Source organism: Streptococcus sp. HMSC070B10 (assembly GCF_001808665.1).
In the GTDB taxonomy this organism is placed as follows: domain Bacteria; phylum Bacillota; class Bacilli; order Lactobacillales; family Streptococcaceae; genus Streptococcus.
The window spans coordinates 54,475-80,223 of the sequence record NZ_KV794148.1 but is presented as its reverse complement, the minus strand read 5'-3'; the positions used below and the strand labels follow the sequence as shown (position 1 = coordinate 80,223).

The window sequence follows — 25,749 nt, the reverse complement described above, 5'->3', positions numbered from 1 at the left end:
ATATATATATATATATAACCTAATAAAAAAATGTAAAAAATATAGACTGAAACCTACTGAAAATCCAGTAGGCTTTTTGCGTTTCTTGGAGGTATCTAATGGCTAAAAAGTTATTAAATATCACCGAGATTGAGGATAGAACCAAGGTTTTAGTAGAGAATCTTAATAAATCGACATTTATTATTGAATTTGTTTCATTGTTTGACATTACTAAAACGACCATAACAAGAGCAAGTAAAGTAGCATCTGATGATTTTATCATAAAAAACAAATTGTATTTTCGTAAAGTTGAAAATCAGCCATTACTTACTCTGACTGAGATTGATAAAGAGTTGGAGGATCAGGTTCGTAAATTTCGATTTATTATTACAACAGATTTTCAAGAATTATATGCAAAGGATACACAGACAGGGCTAACTCTAGCAATTTCTTTTAATGATTTACCAGCCCATTGTGATTTCTTCTTACCTTGGAATGGTATTGAAAAGATTGATTATGATAAGGAAAATCCTGCTGATGTAAAAGCGGCAGAGCGTTTCACCAAACTTTATGATGAACTAATTTCTATCAATCCTGAACTAGCAATCACTGAAACTGATGGTAAATCATTTAATCTATTTTTGATTCGTGTTCTTTTTCTACTATTTGCAGAAGATACAAATATTATCTCCAAGGGAGCTTTCACAAATGTTATTAAGATGAGGACATCCGAAGATGGTTCTGACTTGAATGAGTGTGTTAGAAAACTATTTACTATTTTAGATATGCCTGAATTTAGTCGTCAGAATTTGGAGTCATGGTTATCAGATTTTCCTTATGTAAATGGTAAGCTTTTTTCAGAGCCACATCATGACCTTATTTTCAATAAAAGAACTCGTCAATTACTCATTGAAGCAGGAGAATTGCTAAACTGGAATGAAATCAATCCAGATATTTTGGGATCAATGATTCAAACCGTGGCAAATGCAGAAGCAAGATCAACATCGGGTATGCACTATACTAGCGTGCCTAATATTATGAAGGTCATCAAACCACTATTTTTAGATAATCTACGAGCAACATTTACGGAATTAGAAGAACGAGCTGATTACTATATAGGAGGTGGTGACTTTAGTGAGGAACATCGTCGCAAGGAATTGCGACAAATCTTACCTAAGTTAGAAGAGTTGCTCACTCGTATGGCCTCTATCAAGTTTTTAGACCCTGCTTGTGGTTCTGGAAATTTCCTCATCATTACTTATAAAGAACTTCGTCGTTTAGAAATTAATATCTTAATCAAACAGCGTGAAATTCGTGAATCCTTAAATGAAAAAGCTGTTTATCAAGGAGAATTGATTGCTGATGCATCTAAGATTTCTCTATCCCAATTTTCAGGAATTGAATTGGATGATTTCGCTCATGAAGTAGCAAGGTTATCCTTGTATATAGCGGAACACCAGATGAATGTGGAGATGGAAGAAGCACTTGCTGATGTCCATCCAAGGCTACTCCCCTTAAGAGAAGCTGGGAATATCGTTTGTGGGAATGCCCTAAGAATTGACTGGACAACTGTTTTGAATGCTAAGGCAGATGATGAAGTTTATATATTTGGGAATCCGCCGTATATAGGCTCTAAAAAAATGACCTTGGAACAAAAGAAGGAACTAGAAAATGTGATTTGTTCAGAAATTTCTTCTAAAAAATTAGATTATATTTCGGGATGGTTTTATAAGGCAACTCACCTTATTTATGGTAAAAATGCTCAATATGCTTTTGTAACAACAAATTCAATAAATCAAGGTGAGCAAGTTTCAATTTTGTGGAGTGTTCTTCTACAATATGGCCAAATTTCCTTTGCATATCAATCGTTTAAATGGAATAATAGCGCGGCCCATAATGCAGGGGTTACAGTTACTATCATTGGATTTTCAAATAAAAATGATAAGAAAAGAATTATATATAGTGATAAGGGAGAGAGTTATGGAAAGAATATAAATCCCTATCTAGCTTTTGCAGATGATATTATTGTATCTAATCACAATGATTCAGAGAAGTTAAATAATTTTCCAAAAATAGTCTTTGGGAATATGCCAAGAAGTAAATATCTAATACTGACAAATGATGATAAAAATCAATTAGTTCAAAGATATCCTGAAACTGAAGTGTATTTTAAAAAGTATATTGGAGCAGATGAGTATATCAATGGAAATTTTAGATATACTATTTGGATTGATCAAGATGAATATACTAAATTAGATAAGATCCAGGAATTCCATCAATTATTTGAAAATGTAAGGCAAGAACGCCTGAATTCTAAGGCTGCTGGAACAAGAGAAACTGCATCCACACCATGGAAATTTGTTCAACGTGGTGAATGGGATGATATGTTTTCTAAGGGGAAAATAGAAGGGAAGTTTCAACTGTTAGTTCCTGCTGTTACTTCAGAAGATAGAGATTATATACCAATGGGATTTGTGGGAGACGATACAATTATTTCAAATCGTTGCTATATTGTGTATGATACTCCAATTTGGCTACTTGGATGTCTTGTTTCTAAAATGCATATAAAATGGTTTCAAGCGATCGGTGGGAAATTAGAAACTCGATATAGTTATTCAGCTGGACTGGTTTATAATACATTCCCAATCCCAGAACTTTCAGATAGTCGGAAAAATATGCTTGAAGAAGCTGTTTTTGAAATGCTAGATGTTCGAGAAGAAGAAGGTGGAACCTTGGCTGATTTGTACGGTGGAGCCAATAAACCGATGAACGAACGTCTTCGTCAAGCACATGAAAAAATTGATGGTATCGTAGAACGTGCCTACCAGCAAAAGCCTTTTGAATCAGATGAAGAAAGGCTCAGTGTCTTATTGAACCTGTATAAAGAAATGACAGAAAAGGAAGCGAAATGACCTCAAATATATTTGAAATTAATTACAATGGTACAGGTGCTAGTCAATCAAATAATGCACTTGGAATGCGTGAAATGCAGGAGCGGGTATATGCTAAGAGATCTTCTCAACACTTACTGATTAAGGCGCCTCCTGCCTCTGGTAAGTCGAGAGCTCTGATGTTTATTGCTCTTGATAAACTACATGCTCAAGGTCTGAAAAAAGCTATTATAGCAGTCCCAGAAAGATCTATCGGAAAATCGTTTCGTTCAACAAAATTGACAGATTATGGTTTTTACTGGGATTGGGAAGTTCTTTCCAAAAATAATTTGACTGAACAAGGAACCAGTAAAAGTAAGGTAAAACAGTTTGTAGACTTTATGCATTCAGAGTCACCTGATGATAGAGTTTTAATCTGTACGCATGCCACCTTGCGTTTTGCCTTTGAACAGCTGGCTGATAGTGATTTTAACAATGTTCTTTTAGCTATCGATGAATTTCATCATGTATCTCAAGATGATAATTCAGTTTTAGGGAATGCCTTGAGAAACATATTAGCCAATTCAACAGCCCATGTAGTGGCTATGACAGGGTCTTATTTCCGTGGAGATTCTGTCCCTATTTTGGCACCTGAAGATGAGCAAAAATTTGATAAGGTATCCTATACTTATTATGAACAGTTGGAGGGGTACAAATATCTGAAAAGTTTTGCCATGGGTTATAACTTTTATCGTGGTCGTTACACGGATGTTTTGCACGAAGTACTGGACACAAGCAAGAAAACCATTATTCATATTCCCAATGTAAACTCGGGTGAGTCAACTAAGGATAAGTATGATGAAGTTGACCGAATTTTAGACGAACTGGGGCAAGCTGTTCCAGATCCTAAGACTGGATTATGGTTAGTTACTGAGGAAACAGGTCGTGTATTGAAGGTTGCTGACCTTGTCACAGAAGAAGGGCGTGAAAAAGTACAGGATTATCTAAATAAGATGACCAGTTTAGATAATCTCGATATCATTATCGCACTTGGTATGGCTAAAGAAGGTTTTGACTGGCCTTATGCTGAGTATGCTTTAACGATTGGCTATCGTCAGTCGCTAACAGAAATTGTTCAGATTATAGGTCGAGTAACACGAGATAGTTCCAATAAATCGCATGCTCAATTTACCAATCTTATTTCCCAACCAGATGCTCAAGATGATGAAGTTTTCTTTGCTGTGAATAATGTTATGAAGGCGATTACAGCTAGTCTATTGATGGAGTCTGTTTTAGCACCAAATTTCAAGTTCAAACGAAAAGACCGAGAAGACCAGAAATCTTATGGTGCCGAAATGTTTGTGAAAGGATTAAAAGAGCCTAGCACTCAAAGAACAAAAGATATCATAGAAAATGACATGAATGACTTACGTGCTAGTATCTTGCAAGAACCGCGTATCCAAACTGCGATTGCTACAGGAACAGATGCAGAAGTCATTAATAAGCAGATGATTCCAGCTATCATTAAACAAATCTATCCTGACTTAAGTGGTGCTGAAGTTGAAGAAGTTCGTCAACAGTTTATTAGTCAATCGGTCGTTCAATCAGCTGAACGGAAAGAGGGAGTAGGGCAAACAGATTTCCTAAAAATGGCAGATAAATTTGTGAATATTGATGAGTTGTCTATTGATTTGATTGATCAGATCAATCCTTTCCAGAGAGCTTACGAAGTTATATCACGTGAAATTGATGCTCCGACTTTGCGTCTAATACAAGATTATATGGATGGTCAGAAGATGGAGTTTTCGGAAGAAGAACTGTTAATTCTTTATCCTCAAATTAAGCAATTTTTGAATGAAAATGGTCGTTATCCAGATAAATCAAGTAACGATACGTACGAACAGAGACTGGCTTATGCTTTGTTACAATTGTCTCAGATGAAGTTGAAGATGGAGAATGGTAATGATTGATTTCAAAAATTTAACTGACATTTTTAATGATTCTGATTTTGAACATTTAATAGCTCCTTTAAAACATAAGAAAAAAATAGTTACAGATCATGAAGTAGAGAAATTTTTAGAAATTATAGATTGGGTGAGAGAAAATAATGGGCAAGAGCCACAAAAGTCTAGAAACATTAAAGAACGCAGTTTATTTTCTCGATTGAATGGCATTAGAAAATCTCCTGATAGCATCCGAAAGTTAGAACCTTATGATGAATTTGGGCTACTAAAAATAGATATTGTTGAGTCCGAGACCCCTATTTCAAGTCCTGCTAGTTTAACAGATATTTTATCAGATGAATTGTTTGAGTCAGTAAATAGTGCTGAAAAATCTTTATTTGATGTCTCACGTTATAAACGAACGATTCAAGCGCGTGATAAAACACGAACACGTAAACGGATGGGAAATTTTGAAGATTATCAGGGATTATTTACTCGTGTTCATGATGAAATTAGTGAAGGTCGTCGTCAAGTCAGAAAGTCTGACGTGATAAAAGAAAAAGAAATTAAACCTGGTATGTTCTATGTGGATAATGGAGTAATGGTTTATGTTGTTTCTAAAGGAGAAGATTTCACTGATAAGAATGGCTATACTAATGCTGAACTTCATCTCGTATATGAAAATGGTACAGAAAATAAGAAGGCCTTACTCCGCTCCTTTGTATCTAATCTGCACGATAGAACGCGCCATGGACGAATGGTAACAGAATTGATAGAAGATGTGATGACTGGTATCAGTCCAAGCGAACGAATTACAACTGGATATATCTATGTGGTGAAATCCTTGAGTAGCAATCCTCAAATTGCTAACATCCGTAATCTCTATAAAATCGGTTTTACACAGGATCAAATTGAAAAACGGTTAGCAAATGCTGAAAGAGAAGGAACCTATCTTTATGCTCCTGTCCGTTTAGTAGCTAGTTTTGAGGTTCAGAATTTCAGCGCTCGAAAATTAGAAACGACTCTTCATCATTATTTTGCAGACAAGCAGTTAGATGTGGAATTAATAGCACCAAATGGAGAGAGCTTTGTCCCTAAAGAATGGTTTCTAGTATCGCTAGATGAGATCCAAAAAGTGATTGAAAAAATTGGCTTTGAAATTAGATTTAGATAAAGAAAGACACTATTTAGAAGACTATTTAATATTTAGAGAACACAAAAGAGAAAGAGAGATAAAAAGATAACATGAAAAGAGATAATGGCGATTTGAACTTGTTTAAATTTGTAGGGATTGGGGCTGTATTGTTTTGTCTATTTATCATTATAGGGTCAAGGTTTGTTACTGTTGGTATTGATAGCAAGGAAGAGACTAAAACAGTGCAAACAGAAAGCGCAGTAAGTCAAGAGGGCAAGTTACGTACTGATTTACATGATGGTACTATTTTAGGTAAGTTTTGGAATAGTAAAGGGCACTTTGTTGTGGTATATGATGAGGAAACAAAAGTTGCTAAGATTTACCCAGTGAAGGAAAAGGAATGGGTTGAGTATAGAGTAGGGGAAATGTATTAGAAATAAATTAAATATTACTACTTACATTTCAAAACTAGTAGGTGAATTTTCAAAATATCTTCTCTCCTAATTCACTACTATTGGATTGAATCATTTCCAGTTGACGCAAGATTAAAAAAACGATATAATAAGAAAGTTGAGAATTGATTTTCAGTTGTCTTAGTCCAGAGAAATGGCGGTGCTGCGAGCCATCTAAGCTAGGAAGTCATGCTACTCAATCATACAATTGCATAAGAATAAGAGAATGACAAGTTCATTGAATGAAGGTGGTACCGCGGTTTTTCGCCCTTCGTGATATGAGCTTGTCTTTTGGTTTTTGGAGGTGTTGATGAAAACATTTCTTGTTAAACAAAAGTTTCGTCTTGGAGGCGAACGTTTCGCTATCAAGGATGACAGGGGAGAAATTGCCTATCAGGTAGAGGGATCATTTTTTAAGATTCCCAAAACTTTTACCATCTATGATGCTAATGGTGAACAGGTCAGTCAGATTAGTAAAGAAATCTTGACCTTGCTTCCTCGTTTTGAGATTCAGCTTCGGGATGACTCGAGTTTTGTCATTCGTAAGAAGTTGACCTTCTGGCGAGATAAGTATGAGTTCGATAATCTGGGTCTTCGTATCGAGGGCAATATCTGGGATTTGAATTTCAAATTGCTGGATGATCGCGATCAGTTAATTGCGGAAATCAAGAAAGAACTCTTCCATCTGACCTCTACCTATACCGTAACGGTTCTTGAGGACGCTTATGCAGACCTAGTCATTTCCCTCTGTGTCGCTATTGACTATGTGGAAATGCTGGAAAGCCAATCACATTAAACAAGTAAATAAGGAGACAATATGAAACAACTATCTAGTGCACAAGTACGCCAAATGTGGCTTGACTTCTGGGCGACCAAAGGTCACTCTGTAGAACCATCAGTGAGTTTGGTTCCTGTAAATGATCCAACTCTTTTGTGGATCAACTCTGGGGTAGCAACCCTTAAGAAATACTTTGATGGGACCATCATTCCTGAAAATCCACGTATTACCAATGCCCAAAAAGCTATCCGTACCAACGACATCGAAAACGTAGGGAAGACTGCACGTCACCATACCATGTTTGAAATGTTGGGGAACTTCTCTATCGGGGATTACTTCCGTGATGAAGCTATCACTTGGGCTTACGAGCTTTTGACAAGTCCAGAATGGTTTGACTTCCCTGCTGAAAAACTTTACATGACCTACTATCCAGATGATAAAGATTCTTACAACCGCTGGATTGAAGTGGGAGTGGACCCAAGTCACTTGATTCCAATCGAGGACAACTTCTGGGAAATCGGTGCTGGACCTTCTGGACCTGATACAGAAATCTTCTTTGACCGTGGAGAAGCTTTTGACCCAGAAAATATTGGTATTCGTCTTCTTGCAGAAGATATTGAAAACGACCGTTATATCGAAATCTGGAACATCGTTTTGTCACAATTTAACGCAGACCCTGCTGTTCCTCGTAGCGAGTACAAGGAATTGCCACACAAGAACATTGATACGGGCGCTGGTTTGGAGCGTTTGGTAGCCGTTATCCAAGGGGCTAAGACAAACTTTGAAACGGACCTCTTTATGCCAATCATTCGTGAAGTGGAGAAATTGTCTGGTAAGATTTATGACCAAGATGGCGACAACATGAGCTTTAAGGTCATCGCTGACCACATCCGTTCCCTTTCATTTGCCATCGGTGATGGTGCCCTTCCAGGAAATGAGGGTCGTGGTTACGTCCTTCGTCGTTTGCTCCGTCGTGCCTCTATGCACGGTCAAAAATTGGGTATCAACGAGCCTTTCCTTTACAAACTCGTTCCAACTGTTGGAAAAATTATGGAAAGCTACTACCCAGAAGTGCTTGAAAAACGTGACTTTATCGAAAAAATCGTTAAGAGCGAAGAAGAGTCATTTGCTCGTACCCTTCACTCAGGTCAACACTTTGCCCAAGGCATCGTAGCTGACTTGAAAGAAAAAGGTCAATCTGTCATTGCTGGTTCAGATGTATTCAAACTTTATGATACTTATGGATTCCCAGTTGAATTGACTGAAGAAATCGCTGAAGAAGCTGGTATGACTGTAGACCGTGAAGGTTTTGAAGCAGCCATGAAAGAACAGCAAGAACGTGCGCGTGCGTCTGCTGTCAAGGGTGGCTCAATGGGTATGCAAAATGAAACCCTTCAAAACATCACTGTGGAAAGCCACTTTAACTATGAAGCATCACAATTGTCTTCTAAATTGGTGGCTATCGTGGCTGACAATGCAGAAGTAGAAGCTGTATCTGAAGGAACTGCCTCTCTTATCTTTGCGGAAACGCCATTCTACGCTGAGATGGGTGGACAGGTAGCTGACCATGGACAAATCTTGGATGAGTCAGGTAAGGTTGTGGCTACTGTGACTAATGTTCAAAAAGCTCCAAACGGACAAGCTCTTCACACTGCTGACGTCCTTGCACCGCTTGCCTTGAACCAAGAATATACCTTGGCAATCGATACAAACCGCCGCCACCGTGTTATGAAAAACCACACTGCGACTCACTTGCTTCACGCTGCCCTTCACAATATTCTTGGAAATCACGCAACACAAGCAGGATCTCTTAACGAAGTTGAATTCCTTCGCTTTGACTTTACGCATTTCCAAGCAGTAACTGCTGAAGAATTGCGTGCCATTGAACAGCAAGTCAACGAAAAAATCTGGGAAGCTCTTGAAGTTAAGACAGTTGAAACGGATATTGACACTGCCAAAGAAATGGGAGCTATGGCCCTCTTTGGTGAGAAATATGGTAAGGAAGTCCGTGTTGTTACTATTGGTGACTACTCTATCGAGCTTTGTGGTGGTACCCACGTTGGCAATACTTCTGAAATTGGTCTCTTCAAGATTGTCAAAGAAGAAGGGATTGGTTCAGGAACTCGCCGTATCTTGGCAGTGACTGGTAAGGAAGCCTTTGAAGCCTACCGTGAACAAGAAGACGCTCTTAAAGCTGTTGCGGCAACCTTGAAAGCACCTCAACTTAAAGAAGTCCCTCACAAGGTTGAAGGTCTTCAAGAACAACTTCGCCAACTCCAAAAAGAAAATGCTGAGTTGAAAGAAAAAGCCGCAGCTGCAGCCGCAGGCGACATCTTCAAGGATGTTAAGGAAGTCAACGGTCACCGTTACATTGCTAGCCAAGTTTCTGTATCAGACGCAGGTGCCCTTCGTACCTTTGCGGACAATTGGAAACAAAAAGACTACTCTGACTTGCTTGTCCTAGTTGCTGCTATCGGTGACAAAGTCAATGTTCTTGTAGCAAGCAAGACAAAAGACCTTCATGCAGGAAACTTTGTCAAAGAATTGGCACCAATCGTCGATGGACGTGGTGGGGGTAAACCAGACATGGCCATGGCAGGAGGAAGCAACCAAGCTAAGATTCAAGAATTGTTGGATGCGGTAGCAGGTAAATTGTAATCAAACAAAGATCTATCCATTTGGGTAGGTCTTTTTCATACTTAAAAAGCCAAATCCGCTTGGATTTGGCTTAATTATCATTAGCTATTAGATTGTATTGGCTGCCCAGACACTTACAGATCTCGCTGAGACAGGGAATTGTCCATAACCTTCGTCGTCAATTGTAACTTGACCTTGGTGGTTGCCAAGTAAATCTACAAAGGTTTGGTTAGCCCATTCTTGGCCGACAAACATTGACTTGCTATTTTCTTGGTCGTTTGAAATCAAGACTGCGATTGGGGATTGATTTTCAGCACCTGAACGTACCCAACCGATACAGTTTGCGTCATCAAAGTAGTCTGTTTGTTCTCCATAGGCCAAGTCTTTTCGGATAGCTAGGAGGAGGTCAAGGACTTCTTTGAAATCTTGTTGAGCATACTGCCCTGAAATACCATAGTAGTCTCCGTAAAAGACACATGGAAGGCCATCTTGGCGTAAAAGAATGAGGGCATAGGCTGCTGGTTTGAACCATTCTTCAACAGTAGACTCAAGAGCCTGACCACGTTGAGTATCGTGGTTGTCGACAAAAGTCACAGCCTTGTCAGGTTTGAGTTTAACCAAGCTATCTGTGAAAATACCACGAAGGTCATAGTTTGCGCCAGCTTGACTGGCTTCAAAGAGATTCTGGTGGAGACGAACATCAACAAGGTCGAATCGTTCTTCCGTTTTTTCAAGATAGTCTAGATTGGCTTCCTTGTCAGGATTCCAGAATTCACCAAAAACATAGAAATCCTCACCGTATTTTTCCTTCATATCACGGATGAAATTTCGCATGAAGAAAGAGTCGATGTGTTTAACGGCATCCAAGCGGAAACCAGCTACACCAGTCGTTTCCATGAACCAGTCAGCCCAGTCATAGATATTTTGGATGACTTCAGGATGCTTAAAGTCTAGGTCGGCATACATGAGGTAGTCGTAGTTGCCGTTTTCATTATCGACCAATTCCTCGTTAGCCCAGCCCTTATTGTCTCCTTGAATCAGATAAATCCCAGATTTACGGCGTTTGGCATCATAGTCAGTACCGGTGAAGTGGTACCAGTGCCAGTGGAAGTCATTGTAGGTATCTTGGCGACCATCGAAGGTAAAGCTAGTCCAGCCATTGATGGTGAAAGGTTCTCCAAGTTCAACTGTACGGTCAACCGGATCTACTTCGATAACTTGAAAGGCTTCCATGTGATCAGCAGCAGCCTTGTGGTTGAGAACCACATCGGCCATTGGTTGAATTCCCTGTGCTTTTAGGGCTTGAATGGCTTGAAGATAGTCTTCTTTGAAACCGTACTTGGTGCGGACAGTCCCTTTTTGGTTGAACTCACCAAGGTCAAATAAGTCATAGACCCCATAGCCTACATCTTTTTCGTTGGTGGCCTTGAAGGCTGGCGGCATCCATACGTGGCTAATCCCCAGATGAGCTAGGTGTGGAGCATCTTCAGCCAGACGCGCCCAGTGTTGGCCGTCGTGGGGCAGATACCATTCAAAGTATTGCATGAGTGTTTGATTTTGCATGATGTTTCCTCTTACTTGTCAATCTTGTTCTTTATTCTATCATAAAGTATCTCTCAACGCAAACGTTTGCGTAATGCTAAATAAGAAGTTTTTGACTATTTTATATAAAATGTTGATTTTTTTGTATTAAAGTGCTAGTATAACGGTATGTAACACAGATAAAGATAGGAGTTGTCTCATGATTGAATTTCAAAATGTTAGTAAGTTGTATGGTGATAAAGAGGCCTTGAGCAATCTCAATTTGCAGATTGAAAATGGAGAGATTATGGGCTTGATTGGCCATAATGGGGCTGGAAAATCGACCACTATAAAATCTCTAGTCAGTATCATTTCACCCAGCAGTGGTCGTATTTTGGTAGATGGTCAAGATTTATCGGAAAATCGCTTGGCTATTAAACGAAAGATTGGCTACGTAGCAGATTCGCCTGACTTATTCTTACGCTTAACGGCCAATGAATTTTGGGAATTGATTGCCTCATCCTATGATCTGAGCAGCTCTGACTTGGAGGCTAGTCTAGCTAGGCTATTAAGTGTTTTTGATTTTGCTGAAAACCGCTATCAGGTTATTGAAACCCTTTCTCACGGAATGCGTCAGAAAGTCTTTGTCATCGGGGCACTCTTGTCCGATCCTGATATTTGGGTCTTGGACGAACCCTTGACTGGTTTGGATCCCCAGGCTGCCTTTGATTTGAAGCAAATGATGAAGGAGCATGCGCAAAAAGGCAAGACAGTCTTGTTTTCAACCCATGTTCTAGAGGTGGCCGAGCAAGTCTGTGATCGGATTGCCATTTTAAAAAAGGGGCATTTGATTTATTGTGGTAGTGTAGAGGACTTGAGAAAAGACCACCCAGACCAGTCTTTGGAAAGTATCTACCTTAGTCTTGCTGGTAGAAAAGAGGAGGTTTCAGATGCGTCTCAAGGTCATTAAAAAATTAGTTGATATCAATATCCTCTATTCATCTCAAGAAGCGAATCTGGCTAACCTACGAAAGAAGCAGGATAAGAATCCTGGGAAAAAAGTAAATGTTTCCGCTAGAGTCCTAAGTTCTTACATTTTTTCCAGTCTTTTATTACTTATCTTTTTTAGTAATATAGCCTTTCATTTTCCTTTTGAGGAAAGGCCTGTTTATTTTAGTTTCATGGTTGCTATTTTACTGGTGCTGGCCTTTTCAACTTCTTTCACTGCATTTTACAATGTCTTTTATGAGAGTAAGGACCTGGCCTCCTATAGACCCTATGCCTTTAAAGAATCAGAGATTATAATTGCTAAAGGACTGTCTGTCCTCTTGCCAGCTCTGCCTGGAATTGTACCAATCCTAGCTTATTTTCTAGTCCTCTACATTAGGCTAGCACCTTCTCTTTGGCTTGGCTTGCCTTTGATGCTACTGTCCTTGGCTCTATTATTTGTTTCTGTGGCTCTAGTGATGGTAGTGGCAGTACATTTCTTGGCTCAAACTAGGGTCTTCAGAAAGTATCAGTCTATTTTTTCGAATGTGATGATTGGGATAGGGGTTCTCATACCTTTAATATTTGTCCTCTTTCTACAGTCGACTTTTGGAAGTATTGTTGACAAAGTTAGAGACATTCCATTTCTCCTTTATCCTCTCCATATCTTTTACAAAATAGCAGTGGAGCCTTTTTCGACAGAAGCCATACTGGGTCTGCTCGCTTGGATAGCTTTAACTGTTTTCTTGCTTTACCTGACCAAAAAGAAGGTCCTTCCTCGTTTTTATGACGTGATCCTGCTTAATAGTGAGGAGAAGGTCAAAAAAGAACGTCGCAATAAGGAGAGAATTTCAACTACTAATAAAAAGGGCTTTTTCCGCATGGTTTTACGCTACCACCTCACCCTCTTGGGACAGGGAACTGGCGTGATTACAGTGCTTTTTACAAGTGCTTTCCTTCCTTATCTCATGATGATCGGTCTGATTTCCAAAATCCGAGATTCTCAGATAGTTCCAGACATTCATCCTCCATACTGGTTACCCTTGTTTTTTGTAGGAGTGTTTATAGCAGTTGTCAATAACAATATCACCAGCCTGTCTTCAATTGCCTTGTCCTTGGAGAGGGAAAATGTTGATTTTCTTAAGAGTTTACCCTTTGACTTTGCTCGTTATGTGAAAGTGAAATTTTGGATTATATTTGCTGTCCAGTCCTTTTTACCAGTTCTGACTTTACTTGGACTTTCTCTATATCTAGGCTTGCCCATCCTTTCGATGATTTACCTTCTTGTAGTCTGGATCCTTGCCAGTGTCATCCTTTCTTGCCACCATTACCTTAAGGACGTGAAAAATTTGTCAACCAATTGGAGTAACATTACGGACCTGGTGAACCGTTCAAATCGTATAGTAGCAATTGTTTTGATTTTTATTTATAGTGCAATCTTAATGGCCCTTGTAATAGGGAGCTTATTCTTGGTTCGGTCTCTCTCCCCTATCCTTGCCATTAGCTTGGGAGTAGGAGCTCTTATCCTCCTGCTTGGTCTTGCTATTTTTGGCTATCATTACTACCTGTCACGCATATTGGCAGAAATAGAAAAAAGATGAGCTAGTTGGTCGCTTGCTTGATAAATTTTATAAAAAGAAATGCTCCTCCGTTCTTGGAAGAGCATTTTTTATTGTAACTCTCACACAATTATTTCTAATTTTTTATTAGTATTAATAAACCATTTTTAAAAGAAGAGTAAAAAAGCAAGGGTAGTTTCTTTTTTGAGAATTGTCACAAAATTTGCTATAATAGTGACTATGAATAGAATAAGAGTCAACAAACGGGTTGAAAAAAAGCTTTCAAAGGGACTAGTTTTACTAGAAGCCAGCGATCTTGAGAATATCAATCTCAAGGATCAGGAGGTAGAAGTCCATAGTCAAGAAGGCACCTTTCTTGGTACTGCCTACCTTTCTCAGCAAAACAAGGGCTTGGGCTGGTTTGTCAGCAAAGACAAGGTGACCTTCAATCAAGCTTTCTTTGAAACGCTGTTTAGACAAGCTAAAGAAAAGAGAACAGCCTACTATCAAGATGAATTGACAACAGCCTTTCGTCTCTTCAACCAAGAGGGAGATGACTTTGGCGGTCTGACAGTGGACCTTTATGGCGACTATGCTGTCTTTTCTTGGTATAACTCTTATGTTTATCAGATTCGTCAGACCATCTCAGAAGCCTTTAGACAGGTTTTTCCTGAGGTCTTAGGAACCTATGAGAAGATCCGCTTTAAGGGTTTGGACTATGAATCTGCCCATGTTTATGGTCAAGAAGCACCTGACTTCTTCACTGTTTTGGAAAATGGTGTCCTCTATCAAGTCTTTATGAATGATGGCTTGATGACAGGGATTTTCCTAGATCAGCATGAAGTTCGCAGTAGTTTAGTGGATGGATTGGCTATGGGTAAATCCTTGCTCAATATGTTTTCCTACACAGCAGCCTTTTCAGTAGCTGCGGCCATGGGAGGAGCAAGCCAGACTACTTCGGTTGACCTAGCTAAACGTTCACGAGAATTGTCTCAAGCGCATTTTCAGGCAAATGGAATCAGCACCGACGACCATCGTTTTATAGTCATGGATGTCTTTGAATACTTTAAATACGCTAAGAGAAAAGGCTTGACCTATGATGTGATTGTCCTAGATCCGCCTAGCTTTGCTCGGAACAAAAAACAAACGTTCTCTGTGGCCAAGGATTATCACAAGTTGATTTCCCAGAGTCTTGAGATTTTAAATCCGGAAGGGATTATCATTGCTAGTACCAATGCTGCCAATGTTTCCCGCCAGAAATTTACAGAACAAATTGATAAAGGCTTTGCAGGAAGAAGTTACCAAATTTTAAACAAATACGGTCTTCCAGCAGATTTTGCCTATAATAAAAAAGATGAAAGTAGTAATTACCTCAAGGTGATTAGTATGAAGGTTAGTAAATGAAATTAATCGTTTCAGTAATGCCAAGAAGTTTAGAGGAGGCCCAGGCTCTGGATGCCACGAGGTACCAGGATGCTGATATCATTGAATGGCGTGCCGACTATCTGCCTAAAGAAGCGATTTTGCAGGTAGCTCCAGCTATTTTTGAAAAATTTGCAGGTCGTGAGTTGGTTTTCACTCTGCGAACTCGCGCTGAAGGGGGAGAAATCGAACTTTCTTCAGAAGAATATATCCATCTAATCAAGGAAGTGGCGCAACTCTATCAACCAGACTATATTGATTTTGAGTACTATAGCTACAAGGATGTTTTTGAGGAAATGCTGGACTTCCCAAATCTTGTTTTGAGTTACCATAATTTCCAAGAAACACCTGAAAATATGATGGAAATCTTGTCAGAGTTGACGAGCCTAAATCCAAAACTTGTTAAGGTTGCGGTGATGGCTCACACGGAGCAGGATGTGCTAGACTTGATGAACTATACACGAGGCTTTAAAATCCTCAATCCTGAGCAGGAATATGTGACCATTTCTATGGGCAAGGTGGGCAAGGTCTCTCGTATCACTGCGGATGTGACAGGTTCTAGCTGGTCTTTTGCTAGTCTAGATGAGGCAAGTGCCCCAGGTCAGATTTCCTTAGCTAACATGAAAAAAATTCGGGAGATTTTGGATGAAGCTTGATGGCTATACACGTTTAGCTGCCGTTGTTGCCAATCCTATTAAGCATTCTATTTCCCCCTTTATTCACAATAGTGCCTTTGAGGCGACAGCTACCAATGGTGCTTACGTGGCTTGGGAGATTGAAGCGGGTGATTTGGCAGAAACAGTGGCCAATATTCGTCGCTACCAGATGTTTGGCATAAACCTGTCCATGCCCTATAAGGAGCAGGTGATTCCTTATTTGGATGAGCTGAGTGACGAAGCGCGCTTGATTGGTGCGGTCAATACGGTTGTCAATGAGAATGGCAATTTAATTGGATATAATACAGATGGCAAGGGATTTTTTAAGAGCTTGCCTTCTTTTACAATTTCAGGTAAAAAGATGACCCTGCTGGGAGCAGGTGGTGCGGCTAAATCAATCTTGGCACAAGCTATTTTGGACGGCGTCAGTCAGATTTCGGTCTTTGTTCGTTCCGTTTCTATGGAAAAAACAAGACCTTATCTAGACAAGTTACAGGAGCAAACAGGCTTTAAAGTGGACTTGTATGCTTTAGAAGATGTTTCTGAACTGCAAGCAAGGATTGCTGAGTCGGATTTACTGGTCAATGCGACAAGTGTAGGGATGGATAGTCAATCATCTCCAGTTCCTGAAAGCATAGTCTTACCAGAAACTCTCTTAGTAGCAGATATCATTTACCAACCCTTTGAAACACCATTTTTAAAATGGACCAGAAGTCAGGGGAATCCAGCGGTCAATGGTCTGGGAATGTTGCTCTATCAAGCTGCAGAAGCTTTTCAACTGTGGACAGGAAAGGAAATGCCAACAGAAGAGATTTGGCAGTCCTTAACAGAAAAATACCAATAAAGAAAGGGAGATTCTCCTATGAAAATCAGAATCGATATTCCTCATCATCCTTATGATATTAAGATTGAAAAAGGTTGTCTGGCTCATGCTGGTCAGTGGTTGCGAGAATTCTGGCAACCACAAAAGGTAGTCATTGTGACAGATAACCATGTAGCTTCTCTTTATGCAGAGAAGGTCAAGCTCAGCCTAGAAGATGCTGGTTTTCAGGTAGCAGTTTTTGACTTTTTAGAAGGTGAAGAAAGAAAGAATTTAACCACTGTCCAGAAAGTCTATGAATTTTTAGTCAAGCAAGGTCTGACTCGTAGCGATGGAATCGTGGCTCTCGGAGGTGGTGTCGTTGGAGACCTGGCTGGTTTCGTAGCCTCTACCTATATGCGGGGTATTCACTTTGTTCAGATTCCGACTAGTTTGACAGCCCAGGTGGATTCTTCTATCGGTGGAAAGACAGGCGTTAACACTCCATTTGCCAAGAATATGGTGGGGACTTTTGCCCAACCAGATGGGGTTCTGATTGACCCACTTGTCCTTGAAACACTCGGAAAAAGAGAGTTGATTGAAGGAATGGGTGAGGTTATCAAATATGGCTTGATTGAGGATCCAGAACTGTGGAAAATTTTGACGGAGTTGGACGGTTCTGTTGAGAGCATTCTGGAGCATGCAGAGATCTTGATTGAACATTCTTGTCAGGTCAAGCGCAAGATGGTGGTTGAGGATGAGCTGGACAATGGTGTACGCCTTTACCTCAACTTTGGCCATACTATTGGTCATGCCATTGAAGCAACGGCTGGTTATGGGAAAGTCATGCATGGAGAAGCTGTGGCTATGGGTATGGTACAGATTTCCAAGGTTGCTGAGGAAAAAGGTCTCATGCCAGAAGGAATAACCCAGTCTATTATAGAGATGTGTCAGAAATTTGGCTTGCCTGTTGATTATGAAAACTGGGATGTTGACAAGCTTTATCAGGCTTTGACTCATGATAAGAAAGCGCGTGGCAATACCTTGAAATTGGTCTTGGTACCAGAGCTTGGTTCAGCGACTATTCACCCAGTTTCTCTGGAAGAGATGAAAGACTACTTGGTAAAATAAGGAGAGTGTATGAGATATTTAACTGCAGGAGAATCACACGGCCCCCGTCTGACAGCTATCATTGAGGGAATTCCAGCTGGACTTCCTTTGACAGCTGAGGATATCAATGAGGATTTGAAACGTCGTCAGGGTGGATACGGCCGCGGTGGTCGTATGAAGATTGAGAGTGACCAGGTTGTCTTTACTTCAGGCGTTCGCCATGGGAAGACGACTGGGGCTCCCATTACCATGGATGTCGTCAATAAGGACCATCAAAAATGGCTGGATATCATGTCTGCGGAGGACATTGAAGACCGCCTTAAAAGCAAACGGAAAATCACCCATCCACGTCCAGGTCATGCCGACTTGGTTGGGGGCATCAAGTACCGTTTTGATGATTTAAGAAATTCTTTGGAGCGTTCATCAGCTCGTGAAACCACCATGCGGGTGGCAGTTGGTGCAGTAGCCAAACGCCTCTTGGCTGAGCTGGATATGGAGATTGCCAACCATGTCGTGGTCTTTGGTGGCAAGGAAATCGATGTTCCTGAAAATCTGACAGTCGCTGAGATTAAGGAAAGAGCTGCCCAGTCTGATGTTTCTATTGTCAACCAAGAAAGAGAACAGGAAATCAAGGATTATATTGACCAAATCAAACGTGACGGTGATACTATCGGTGGGGTTGTCGAGACAGTTGTCGGAGGTGTTCCAGTTGGTCTTGGTTCCTATGTCCAATGGGACAGAAAATTGGATGCAAGATTGGCCCAAGCTGTTGTCTCTATCAATGCCTTTAAAGGGGTGGAATTTGGTCTTGGCTTTGAAGCTGGTTATCGTAGAGGCAGCCAAGTCATGGATGAAATTCTCTGGTCTAAAGAAGACGGCTATACCCGCCGTACCAACAATCTTGGCGGCTTTGAAGGTGGTATGACCAATGGGCAACCTATCGTTGTTCGAGGCGTGATGAAGCCCATTCCTACTCTCTACAAACCACTAATGAGTGTGGATATCGAAACCCATGAACCCTACAAGGCAACTGTGGAGAGAAGTGATCCGACTGCTCTTCCAGCAGCAGGTGTGGTCATGGAAGCCGTTGTGGCAACGGTTCTGGCACAAGAAATCCTTGAAAAATTCTCATCAGATAATCTAGAGGAATTAAAAGAAGCAGTGGCCAAACACCGAGACTATACAAAGAACTATTAAGGAGTTCCTATGGCAAAAACAGTCTATATCGCAGGCCTTGGTCTGATTGGTGCCTCTATGGCCTTAGGTATCAAACGCGATCATCCAGATTATGAAATTTTGGGTTATAATCGCAGTCAAGCTTCGAGAGATATTGCCTTGAAAGAAGGCATGATTGACCGTGCAACAGATGATTTTGCGAGTTTTGCTCCTTTGGCAGATATCATCATCCTCAGTTTGCCAATCAAACAAACCATTGCTTTCATTAAGGAATTGGCCAACTTGGACTTGAAAGAAGGCGTCATTATTTCAGATGCTGGTTCGACCAAGTTAGCCATTGTAGATGCAGCGGAGCAGTATTTGGCTGGCAAGTCTGTTCGCTTTGTAGGAGCCCATCCCATGGCTGGTAGTCACAAGACAGGGGCTGCTTCGGCAGATGTCAATCTTTTTGAAAATGCCTATTATATCTTCACGCCTTCGAGCCTGACAAGTCCTGACACACTTGAGGAAATGAAGGATCTGCTTTCAGGTCTTCACGCTCGCTTTATCGAGATTGATGCCAAGGAGCATGACCGAGTCACTTCTCAGATCAGCCATTTTCCTCATATTCTGGCTTCCAGTCTCATGGAACAGACCGCGGTTTATGCTCAAGAACATGAAATGGCAAGGCGCTTTGCGGCCGGTGGTTTCCGAGATATGACTCGAATTGCAGAAAGCGAGCCAGGTATGTGGACCTCCATTCTCTTGTCCAATCGCGAGACAATCCTAGAGCGGATTGAGGATTTTAAGGAACGTTTGGATGAGGTTGGCCGGGCCATCAGCAAGGGAGATGAGGAGCAAATCTGGAACTTTTTCAACCAAGCGCGTGAGCAACGGCAGGCCATGGAAATCCATAAGCGTGGTGGAGTGGATAGTTCTTACGATCTCTATGTTGACGTTCCCGATGAAGAAGATGTCATCCTGAGGATTTTGGAATTGCTACGAGGAACTTCCTTGGTCAATATTCACATCAATGAGGAAAACCGTGAAGATATTCACGGGATCCTACAAATTTCATTTAAAAATGCTCAAGACTTGGAAAGAGCTGAGCATCTCATAACAGAAAATACCGACTACACAGTCGTCATCAAGTAAGGAGAAAATCATGCCTAAAATAGAGCCTAGATTCATATTTGGTATTATCTTTATTTCTTTTATCTTACTTAGAGCTTACGCTGTTAAAAAAGATGTGAAAACTACTTCAGAAGCCAGTGTCGAGACAAAAAATGAACCATCCAACAAGGAAATAAATTAAGAGAAAACCAATTCAAAGTATGTAGACGATAGAAATATTAATGAGTTTATCAATAGCTATAATCAAAATTCTAATAACCCATTAGAAAATATCAAAAAAGGAAATATAAAAATAAAATATTTCGCATCAAGCTACGGATATTACTTGGAGCTTTTACATGCAAATGATACTGATAAAATCAATGTAACAATTAATCAGACAAATGAAAATAGTGAATTTGGTGTTACAGGAATGAAAGAAGTATTTCATGATATTGTTAAATCGATTGAATCATCCTTATCCGATGATGAGATAAATAACTATTTTGGTAATCTTATGTCAAATGAAATAAAAACAGGTTCTAATTTAGGAGCTTTGAAGATAGAGTATATACCAGATAAGGAATTAAGAAATGGACATTCAAGAGGTTATATAAAAGTGATTGCACAATAATAATGACCACAGAGTGACTAGTAATTTTTAAAAAAATAAATAAGGAGAAAATTATGTCAAATATTTACGATAGTGCAAATGAACTCAGTCGCGGTCTACGCGAATTGCCAGAATACAAGGCTGTTAAAGCAGCTAAAGATGCTATTGCAGCAGATGCTGAGGCAAGCAAAATTTTTACAGAATATGTTGCCTTTCAAGAGGAAATTCAAAAACTAGCACAGACAGGGCAAATGCCAGATGCTTCCTTCCAAGCTAAGATGGAAGGCTTTGGCAAGCAGATTCAGGGGAACAGCCTCTTGTCAGAATTCTTTACCAAGCAACAACAATTGGCAATTTACCTTTCTGACATTGAAAAAATTGTTTTTGAACCAGTTTCAGAATTGCTAAAATAAGAAAATAACTATCATAAAGTCAGAAATTTTTAAGGAATTTCTGGCTTTTTATGATAAAATAAGTAAAAGTATTGCAAGTATGAGGTCTAGTATGAAACTAAAAACAAACATTAGCCACTTACATGGCAGTATCCGAGTTCCAGGTGATAAGTCTATCAGCCACCGTTCCATTATCTTTGGAAGTTTGGCTGAGGGTGAGACCAAGGTTTATGATATATTGCGTGGTGAGGACGTGCTCTCAACTATGCAGGTTTTTCGTGACCTTGGTGTTGTTATTGAGGATAAAGACGATGTGATCACTATTCAAGGTGTAGGCATGGATGGCTTAAAAGCGCCGCAAAATGCCCTTGATATGGGAAATTCTGGCACCTCGATTCGCTTGATTTCAGGTGTTCTTGCTGGTGCAGACTTTGAAGTAGAAATGTTTGGAGATGATAGTCTTTCCAAACGTCCTATGGATCGTGTGACCCTTCCGCTGAAAAAAATGGGCGTTAGTATTTCGGGACAAACTGAGCGAGACCTTCCTCCCCTTCATTTAAAAGGGACGAAAAACCTAAGACCTATTTATTATGAGTTGCCGATTGCCTCTGCTCAAGTCAAGTCAGCCTTGATGTTTGCGGCCTTGCAGGCTCAGGGGGAGTCTGTTATTATCGAAAAAGAGTGCACTCGTAATCATACGGAAGATATGTTACAACAATTTGGTGGTCATTTAAGTGTGGATGGTAAGAAAATCACAGTCCAAGGGCCTCAAAAACTGACTGGACAAAAGGTAATTGTTCCAGGAGATATTTCCAGTGCAGCCTTTTGGTTGGTCGCAGGTTTGATTGTTCCAAATTCTCGTGTAGTGCTGAAGAATGTTGGTATTAACGAAACGCGTACAGGTATCATCGATGTCATTCGTGCCATGGGTGGAAAACTAGAAATAACTGAAATTGACCCAGTCGCTAAATCTGCTACCTTAACTGTTGAGTCTTCAGACCTGAAAGGAACAGAGATTGGTGGCGCTTTGATTCCACGCTTGATTGATGAATTGCCCATTATTGCCCTGCTTGCGACCCAAGCGCAAGGTGTAACAGTTATTAAGGATGCTGAGGAACTTAAAGTCAAAGAAACAGACCGCATTCAGGTAGTCGCAGACGCCTTAAATAGTATGGGAGCAGATATTACTCCTACGGCAGATGGGATGATTATCAAAGGGAAATCAGCCCTTCACGGTGCTAGAGTCAATACGTTTGGTGACCACCGTATCGGAATGATGACAGCCATTGCAGCCCTCTTGGTTGCTGATGGAGAAGTGGAGCTTGTCCGTGCTGAAGCTATCAATACCAGCTATCCTAGCTTCTTTGATGATTTGGAGAGCTTGATTCATGACTAAGGTATTACTAGGATTTATGGGGGCTGGCAAATCGACTATTGCAAGAGGCTTGGACCCTAATTACTTTGATATGGATGCCCTGATTGAGAAACGCTTAGGTATGTCCATTGCGGAATTTTTCGTGGAAATGGGAGAAGAGACCTTTCGACAGGTAGAGTCAGAAGTATTGGCTGAGTTACTACAAAGAGACCAAGTTGTGTCAACTGGTGGAGGAGTGGTCGTTTCTCAGCGAAATCGTGACTTACTAAAGACAAATTCTGATAATATCTACCTGAAAGCTGATTTTGACACCCTCTACCAACGCATATCAGCTGATAAGGACAATCAGCGCCCGCTTTTTCTAAATAATAGCAAGGAAGAATTAGCAGCTATTTTCCAAGAAAGACAGGCTTTGTATGAGGAAGTGGCTAGTCGGATTTTGGATGTGACCGAGCTAAGCCCAGAGGAAATTATAGAGGAACTGAGATGAAAATTGCTTATCTAGGTCCCAAGGGATCATTTTCACACCATGTTGTGCAGACAGCTTTTCCTCAGGAGGAATTGCAGGCCTTTGCCAATATTACAGATGTCATCAAGGCCTATGAGCAAGGTTTGGTGGACTATTCTGTGGTGCCAGTTGAAAATTCTATCGAGGGTAGTGTTCATGAAACCTTGGACTACCTTTTTCATCAGGCTCGCATTCAAGCAGTAGCAGAAATCGTTCAGCCTATTCATCAGCAGTTGATGGTGGTTCCAGGTCATACTAAGATTGAAAAGATTTTTTCACATCCACAGGCCTTGGCTCAAGGAAAGAAATTCATCGATGAACAATATCCAGAGGCCCAAATCGAGGTAACAGCTAGTACAGCTTATGCGGCTCGTTTTATTTCTGAACATCCAGACCAGCCTTATGCAGCCATAGCTCCTAGAAGTTCTGCCGAAGAATATGGCTTGGAACTGATTGCCGAGGATATTCAGGAAATGGAAGCCAATTTCACACGTTTCTGGGTTTTGGGAGCTGAAGGTGCAACCATTCCCTTGCAAGCACAAACTGAAAAAATGAGTTTGGCCTTGACCTTACCTGACAACCTTCCCGGTGCCCTCTACAAGGCCCTTTCAACTTTTGCTTGGCGAGGAATTGACCTGACAAAAATTGAAAGTCGTCCACTCAAGACAGCGCTGGGAGAATACTTTTTCATTATCGATGTGGACTATGCTGATAAGGATTTGGTCCACTTTGCCCAAAAAGAATTAGAAGCGATTGGAATCCAGTATAAAGTAATGGGTGCCTATCCCATTTATCCAATATCAGACAATGGAAAGGAGAGAAGATGAGTAAAGAAAATCCTTTAAACCATCACGAGCAGTTACGTTATGACTATCTTTTTAAGAACATTCATTACCTCAATGAGCGAGAGAAAAAAGAGTTTGCTTACCTGCAAGGTAAGTTAAATATGGCTAGCAGTAGTAAAGCTTCTCCAGAAATTCATAATGAAAATCACGATATGGAAGAGTCTTTCATGGAACCAGTCAATCAGTCTCCTCTTCCATCCTATGGAAACCGTAGCCGTGCAAAAAAATACCAGAAAAGCCATTCTCTTCCAAAGGTTAAGCCCAAAAAACGTAAGATTCGTTGGGGGCGCATTTTTGCAGGATTGCTTGCTCTTCTAGCCTGTGTCGGTTTTGGCATGATTTTTATGTTCCTAAAAGGCTATTCAAATGCGGATCCAAATAAACCTGCCAATGCTAAGGCAGCTCAAGTAGAAGTTTTTCATGGTCAAGATACCAAGGATGGGGTTAATATTTTGATTATGGGGACGGATGGACGGATCGGCCAAAATAGTGCTGAAACGAGAACAGACTCTATTATGGTACTAAATGTTGGCGGCTCCGATAAGAAAATTAAGCTGGTCAGCTTCATGCGTGATAACTTAGTTTATATTGATGGATATAGTAAGATTATCAATGGGAAGAAACAAACAGATAACAAGTTAAATGTAGCCTATGAACTAGGGGAGCAAGAAGGTCAAAAAGGGGCGGAAATGGTTCGCCAAGTATTGAAAGATAATTTTGACTTGGATATTAAGTACTATGCCTTGGTTGATTTTCAGGCCTTCGCAACCGCTATTGACACTCTCTTCCCTGATGGTGTGACGATTGATGCCAAATTCTCAACCTTAGAAGGCCAACCGTTAACCGAAGCTACGGTGGGAGATGATTTGCATGCTACAGAAACAGAGTCTCCAACCCAGACTATCAAAGTTGGGAAACAGCAGATGAACGGTTCAACCTTGCTAAATTATGCTCGCTTCCGTGATGATGATGAAGGTGATTATGGTCGCACTAAGAGACAACAGCAAGTATTGGCAGCTGTTCTGCAACAACTCAAGGATCCAACCAAACTCTTTACTGGATCAGAAGCACTTGGTAAGGTCTTTGGCATGACCTCTACGAATGTTCCTTATAGTTTCTTATTGACCAATGGCTTATCCTTCCTAGACGGAGCGCAAAATGGCATTGAGAGATTAACAGTTCCAGAACTAGGTGATTGGGTCGATGCCTATGATGTCTATGGAGGACAGGCACTCTTAGTAGACCAAAATAAATATCAAACTAAACTTTCTCAAATGGGAATGAGATAAGATAAGACAAAATTCCAAATAAAAAAACTATACTTTAAATATAAAATAACGATCCTTGGACAATAGTCCCTTATCTCCAAAAAAAGCAACGGATTTGCCGTTGCTTTTTTACATGGTTGTGATAGTCTTTGTAAAATAGAATTGCTTAATAAACCATTTAGAAAGTCTATCCCATGCCTATTCACTATAACACAAATCAAACAACTATACCACTAGAAATCAGTTCTTTCTTACCACAAGATCATCTTGTCTTTACTATTGAAAAAGTGGTGAATACCTTGGAAGATTGTCACTTCGACGCCTTCTATCATGCCTTTGGTTACCCATTTTATCACCCTAAAATGCTTGTATCTACTCTTTTATTTTCCTATTTACAAGAGATTCTCTCTGGTCAAGAAATTGCTAATGAAGAGTATACAAGTTATTCTGAAACAGATCCTTTGAAAATTAAAAACGATAAAGGAAAGAAAAACATCGGTATAGTCCGTCAGGTGATAGAAAACGAGACAGGAATAAAGGTTTACGTAGTTGTGAGTTCAGACAAATCTTTATGGTATACTATAAGTAAATCAGCACTTGATATATTTGTAAAATAACATAAAGGAGATGTC

Annotated in this window: 23 protein-coding genes; 22 read left to right on the top strand and 1 reads right to left on the bottom strand. The window is 40.3% G+C overall.

The annotated features are described in order from the left end of the window. Positions 1 to 98: 98 nt before the first annotated feature. From HMPREF2613_RS01165 to alaS, 6 genes are all read left to right on the top strand, one after another. Positions 99 to 2,891: a class I SAM-dependent DNA methyltransferase gene (locus tag HMPREF2613_RS01165; RefSeq protein ID WP_070478396.1), complete on the top strand. Its 2,793-nt coding sequence runs from the start codon at positions 99 to 101 to the stop codon at positions 2,889 to 2,891. Further along, a complete protein-coding gene (locus tag HMPREF2613_RS01160; protein WP_070478394.1) occupies positions 2,888 to 4,819 on the top strand; it encodes a DEAD/DEAH box helicase in 1,932 nt (643 codons plus the stop codon). Before HMPREF2613_RS01165 ends, HMPREF2613_RS01160 begins: the two co-directional genes overlap by 4 nt. Beyond that, entirely contained in the window at positions 4,812 to 5,966 is a 1,155-nt protein-coding gene (locus tag HMPREF2613_RS01155; RefSeq protein ID WP_042750959.1) for a GIY-YIG nuclease family protein, read from the top strand. Before HMPREF2613_RS01160 ends, HMPREF2613_RS01155 begins: the two co-directional genes overlap by 8 nt. A gap of 71 nt (positions 5,967 to 6,037) precedes the next feature. After that, entirely contained in the window at positions 6,038 to 6,361 is a 324-nt protein-coding gene (locus HMPREF2613_RS01150) for a hypothetical protein (RefSeq protein ID WP_049539722.1), read from the top strand. Between the two features lie 328 nt (positions 6,362 to 6,689). Further along, positions 6,690 to 7,175, top strand: a complete 486-nt coding sequence (locus tag HMPREF2613_RS01145; RefSeq protein WP_070478391.1) for an LURP-one-related/scramblase family protein — start codon at positions 6,690 to 6,692, stop codon at positions 7,173 to 7,175. 21 nt (positions 7,176 to 7,196) lie between these two features. Next, positions 7,197 to 9,815 carry an alanine--tRNA ligase gene (gene alaS, locus HMPREF2613_RS01140; protein ID WP_070478389.1) on the top strand — a complete coding sequence of 873 codons (2,619 nt, stop codon included), beginning with the start codon at positions 7,197 to 7,199 and terminating at the stop codon, positions 9,813 to 9,815. An 87-nt stretch (positions 9,816 to 9,902) separates the two neighbouring features. On the opposite strand, the gene HMPREF2613_RS01135 is transcribed toward alaS, so the two are convergent. Continuing rightward, the gene (locus HMPREF2613_RS01135) at positions 9,903 to 11,357 is read right to left on the bottom strand and encodes an alpha-amylase (RefSeq protein ID WP_070478386.1); all 1,455 of its coding nucleotides are present in this window, start codon (positions 11,355 to 11,357) and stop codon (positions 9,903 to 9,905) included. Positions 11,358 to 11,535: 178 nt separating this feature from the next. On the opposite strand from HMPREF2613_RS01135, the gene HMPREF2613_RS01130 reads away from it, so the two are divergent. The 16 genes from HMPREF2613_RS01130 (at position 11,536) to HMPREF2613_RS11220 (ending at position 25,734) form a co-directional block, all read left to right on the top strand. After that, positions 11,536 to 12,285, top strand: a complete 750-nt coding sequence (locus HMPREF2613_RS01130) for an ABC transporter ATP-binding protein (RefSeq protein WP_070478383.1) — start codon at positions 11,536 to 11,538, stop codon at positions 12,283 to 12,285. Further along, on the top strand, positions 12,266 to 13,903 hold the full coding sequence (locus HMPREF2613_RS01125) for a hypothetical protein (protein WP_070478381.1): 1,638 nt from the start codon (positions 12,266 to 12,268) through the stop codon (positions 13,901 to 13,903). The genes HMPREF2613_RS01130 and HMPREF2613_RS01125 overlap by 20 nt, the downstream gene beginning before the upstream one ends. Positions 13,904 to 14,101: 198 nt before the next feature. Further along, complete coding sequence (locus tag HMPREF2613_RS01120; RefSeq protein ID WP_070478378.1) at positions 14,102 to 15,265, top strand: class I SAM-dependent rRNA methyltransferase; 1,164 nt, start codon at positions 14,102 to 14,104, stop codon at positions 15,263 to 15,265. Continuing rightward, positions 15,262 to 15,939, top strand: coding sequence for a type I 3-dehydroquinate dehydratase (gene aroD / locus HMPREF2613_RS01115; protein WP_070478375.1), 678 nt, complete (start codon positions 15,262 to 15,264; stop codon positions 15,937 to 15,939). The genes HMPREF2613_RS01120 and aroD overlap by 4 nt, the downstream gene beginning before the upstream one ends. Beyond that, the gene (locus HMPREF2613_RS01110) at positions 15,929 to 16,783 is read left to right on the top strand and encodes a shikimate dehydrogenase (protein ID WP_070478373.1); all 855 of its coding nucleotides are present in this window, start codon (positions 15,929 to 15,931) and stop codon (positions 16,781 to 16,783) included. The genes aroD and HMPREF2613_RS01110 overlap by 11 nt, the downstream gene beginning before the upstream one ends. 18 nt (positions 16,784 to 16,801) lie before the next feature. Then, positions 16,802 to 17,869 carry a 3-dehydroquinate synthase gene (aroB, locus tag HMPREF2613_RS01105; RefSeq protein WP_070478371.1) on the top strand — a complete coding sequence of 356 codons (1,068 nt, stop codon included), beginning with the start codon at positions 16,802 to 16,804 and terminating at the stop codon, positions 17,867 to 17,869. Between the two features lie 9 nt (positions 17,870 to 17,878). Next, positions 17,879 to 19,045, top strand: coding sequence for a chorismate synthase (aroC, locus tag HMPREF2613_RS01100; RefSeq protein ID WP_061590269.1), 1,167 nt, complete (start codon positions 17,879 to 17,881; stop codon positions 19,043 to 19,045). Between the two features lie 9 nt (positions 19,046 to 19,054). Continuing rightward, positions 19,055 to 20,158: a prephenate dehydrogenase gene (locus HMPREF2613_RS01095; protein WP_061590268.1), complete on the top strand. Its 1,104-nt coding sequence runs from the start codon at positions 19,055 to 19,057 to the stop codon at positions 20,156 to 20,158. Between the two features lie 10 nt (positions 20,159 to 20,168). Beyond that, a complete protein-coding gene (locus HMPREF2613_RS11500; protein WP_185760945.1) occupies positions 20,169 to 20,318 on the top strand; it encodes a hypothetical protein in 150 nt (49 codons plus the stop codon). A gap of 144 nt (positions 20,319 to 20,462) precedes the next feature. Further along, entirely contained in the window at positions 20,463 to 20,750 is a 288-nt protein-coding gene (locus HMPREF2613_RS01090; protein WP_070478369.1) for a hypothetical protein, read from the top strand. A gap of 53 nt (positions 20,751 to 20,803) precedes the next feature. After that, positions 20,804 to 21,142 carry a YlbF/YmcA family competence regulator gene (locus tag HMPREF2613_RS01085; RefSeq protein ID WP_070478366.1) on the top strand — a complete coding sequence of 113 codons (339 nt, stop codon included), beginning with the start codon at positions 20,804 to 20,806 and terminating at the stop codon, positions 21,140 to 21,142. A 91-nt stretch (positions 21,143 to 21,233) separates the two neighbouring features. Further along, a complete protein-coding gene (gene aroA / locus HMPREF2613_RS01080) occupies positions 21,234 to 22,517 on the top strand; it encodes a 3-phosphoshikimate 1-carboxyvinyltransferase (RefSeq protein WP_070478363.1) in 1,284 nt (427 codons plus the stop codon). Next, positions 22,510 to 22,986, top strand: a complete 477-nt coding sequence (locus HMPREF2613_RS01075) for a shikimate kinase (RefSeq protein ID WP_070478361.1) — start codon at positions 22,510 to 22,512, stop codon at positions 22,984 to 22,986. The genes aroA and HMPREF2613_RS01075 overlap by 8 nt, the downstream gene beginning before the upstream one ends. Then, the gene (gene pheA, locus HMPREF2613_RS01070; protein ID WP_070478358.1) at positions 22,983 to 23,831 is read left to right on the top strand and encodes a prephenate dehydratase; all 849 of its coding nucleotides are present in this window, start codon (positions 22,983 to 22,985) and stop codon (positions 23,829 to 23,831) included. Before HMPREF2613_RS01075 ends, pheA begins: the two co-directional genes overlap by 4 nt. Next, positions 23,828 to 25,138 (top strand): LCP family protein, encoded by a 1,311-nt coding sequence (locus HMPREF2613_RS01065; RefSeq protein WP_070478356.1) that lies wholly within the window; start codon positions 23,828 to 23,830, stop codon positions 25,136 to 25,138. The genes pheA and HMPREF2613_RS01065 overlap by 4 nt, the downstream gene beginning before the upstream one ends. 173 nt (positions 25,139 to 25,311) lie before the next feature. Next, positions 25,312 to 25,734: a transposase gene (locus HMPREF2613_RS11220; protein ID WP_186822066.1), complete on the top strand. Its 423-nt coding sequence runs from the start codon at positions 25,312 to 25,314 to the stop codon at positions 25,732 to 25,734. Positions 25,735 to 25,749: the final 15 nt, after the last annotated feature.

Coding starts and splice junctions, on each gene's coding strand:
- HMPREF2613_RS01125 (WP_070478381.1), top strand. CDS start 12,266: ATGCGTCTCAAGGTCATTAAAAAATTAGTTGATATCAATATCCTCTAT.
- HMPREF2613_RS11500 (WP_185760945.1), top strand. CDS start 20,169: ATGCCTAAAATAGAGCCTAGATTCATATTTGGTATTATCTTTATTTCT.
- alaS (WP_070478389.1), top strand. CDS start 7,197: ATGAAACAACTATCTAGTGCACAAGTACGCCAAATGTGGCTTGACTTC.
- HMPREF2613_RS01145 (WP_070478391.1), top strand. CDS start 6,690: ATGAAAACATTTCTTGTTAAACAAAAGTTTCGTCTTGGAGGCGAACGT.
- HMPREF2613_RS11220 (WP_186822066.1), top strand. CDS start 25,312: ATGCCTATTCACTATAACACAAATCAAACAACTATACCACTAGAAATC.
- HMPREF2613_RS01085 (WP_070478366.1), top strand. CDS start 20,804: ATGTCAAATATTTACGATAGTGCAAATGAACTCAGTCGCGGTCTACGC.
- aroA (WP_070478363.1), top strand. CDS start 21,234: ATGAAACTAAAAACAAACATTAGCCACTTACATGGCAGTATCCGAGTT.
- HMPREF2613_RS01075 (WP_070478361.1), top strand. CDS start 22,510: ATGACTAAGGTATTACTAGGATTTATGGGGGCTGGCAAATCGACTATT.
- aroD (WP_070478375.1), top strand. CDS start 15,262: ATGAAATTAATCGTTTCAGTAATGCCAAGAAGTTTAGAGGAGGCCCAG.
- HMPREF2613_RS01155 (WP_042750959.1), top strand. CDS start 4,812: ATGATTGATTTCAAAAATTTAACTGACATTTTTAATGATTCTGATTTT.
- HMPREF2613_RS01160 (WP_070478394.1), top strand. CDS start 2,888: ATGACCTCAAATATATTTGAAATTAATTACAATGGTACAGGTGCTAGT.
- HMPREF2613_RS01135 (WP_070478386.1), bottom strand. CDS start 11,357: ATGCAAAATCAAACACTCATGCAATACTTTGAATGGTATCTGCCCCAC.
- HMPREF2613_RS01110 (WP_070478373.1), top strand. CDS start 15,929: ATGAAGCTTGATGGCTATACACGTTTAGCTGCCGTTGTTGCCAATCCT.
- aroC (WP_061590269.1), top strand. CDS start 17,879: ATGAGATATTTAACTGCAGGAGAATCACACGGCCCCCGTCTGACAGCT.
- HMPREF2613_RS01065 (WP_070478356.1), top strand. CDS start 23,828: ATGAGTAAAGAAAATCCTTTAAACCATCACGAGCAGTTACGTTATGAC.
- HMPREF2613_RS01130 (WP_070478383.1), top strand. CDS start 11,536: ATGATTGAATTTCAAAATGTTAGTAAGTTGTATGGTGATAAAGAGGCC.
- aroB (WP_070478371.1), top strand. CDS start 16,802: ATGAAAATCAGAATCGATATTCCTCATCATCCTTATGATATTAAGATT.
- HMPREF2613_RS01165 (WP_070478396.1), top strand. CDS start 99: ATGGCTAAAAAGTTATTAAATATCACCGAGATTGAGGATAGAACCAAG.
- HMPREF2613_RS01095 (WP_061590268.1), top strand. CDS start 19,055: ATGGCAAAAACAGTCTATATCGCAGGCCTTGGTCTGATTGGTGCCTCT.
- HMPREF2613_RS01120 (WP_070478378.1), top strand. CDS start 14,102: ATGAATAGAATAAGAGTCAACAAACGGGTTGAAAAAAAGCTTTCAAAG.
- HMPREF2613_RS01150 (WP_049539722.1), top strand. CDS start 6,038: ATGAAAAGAGATAATGGCGATTTGAACTTGTTTAAATTTGTAGGGATT.
- pheA (WP_070478358.1), top strand. CDS start 22,983: ATGAAAATTGCTTATCTAGGTCCCAAGGGATCATTTTCACACCATGTT.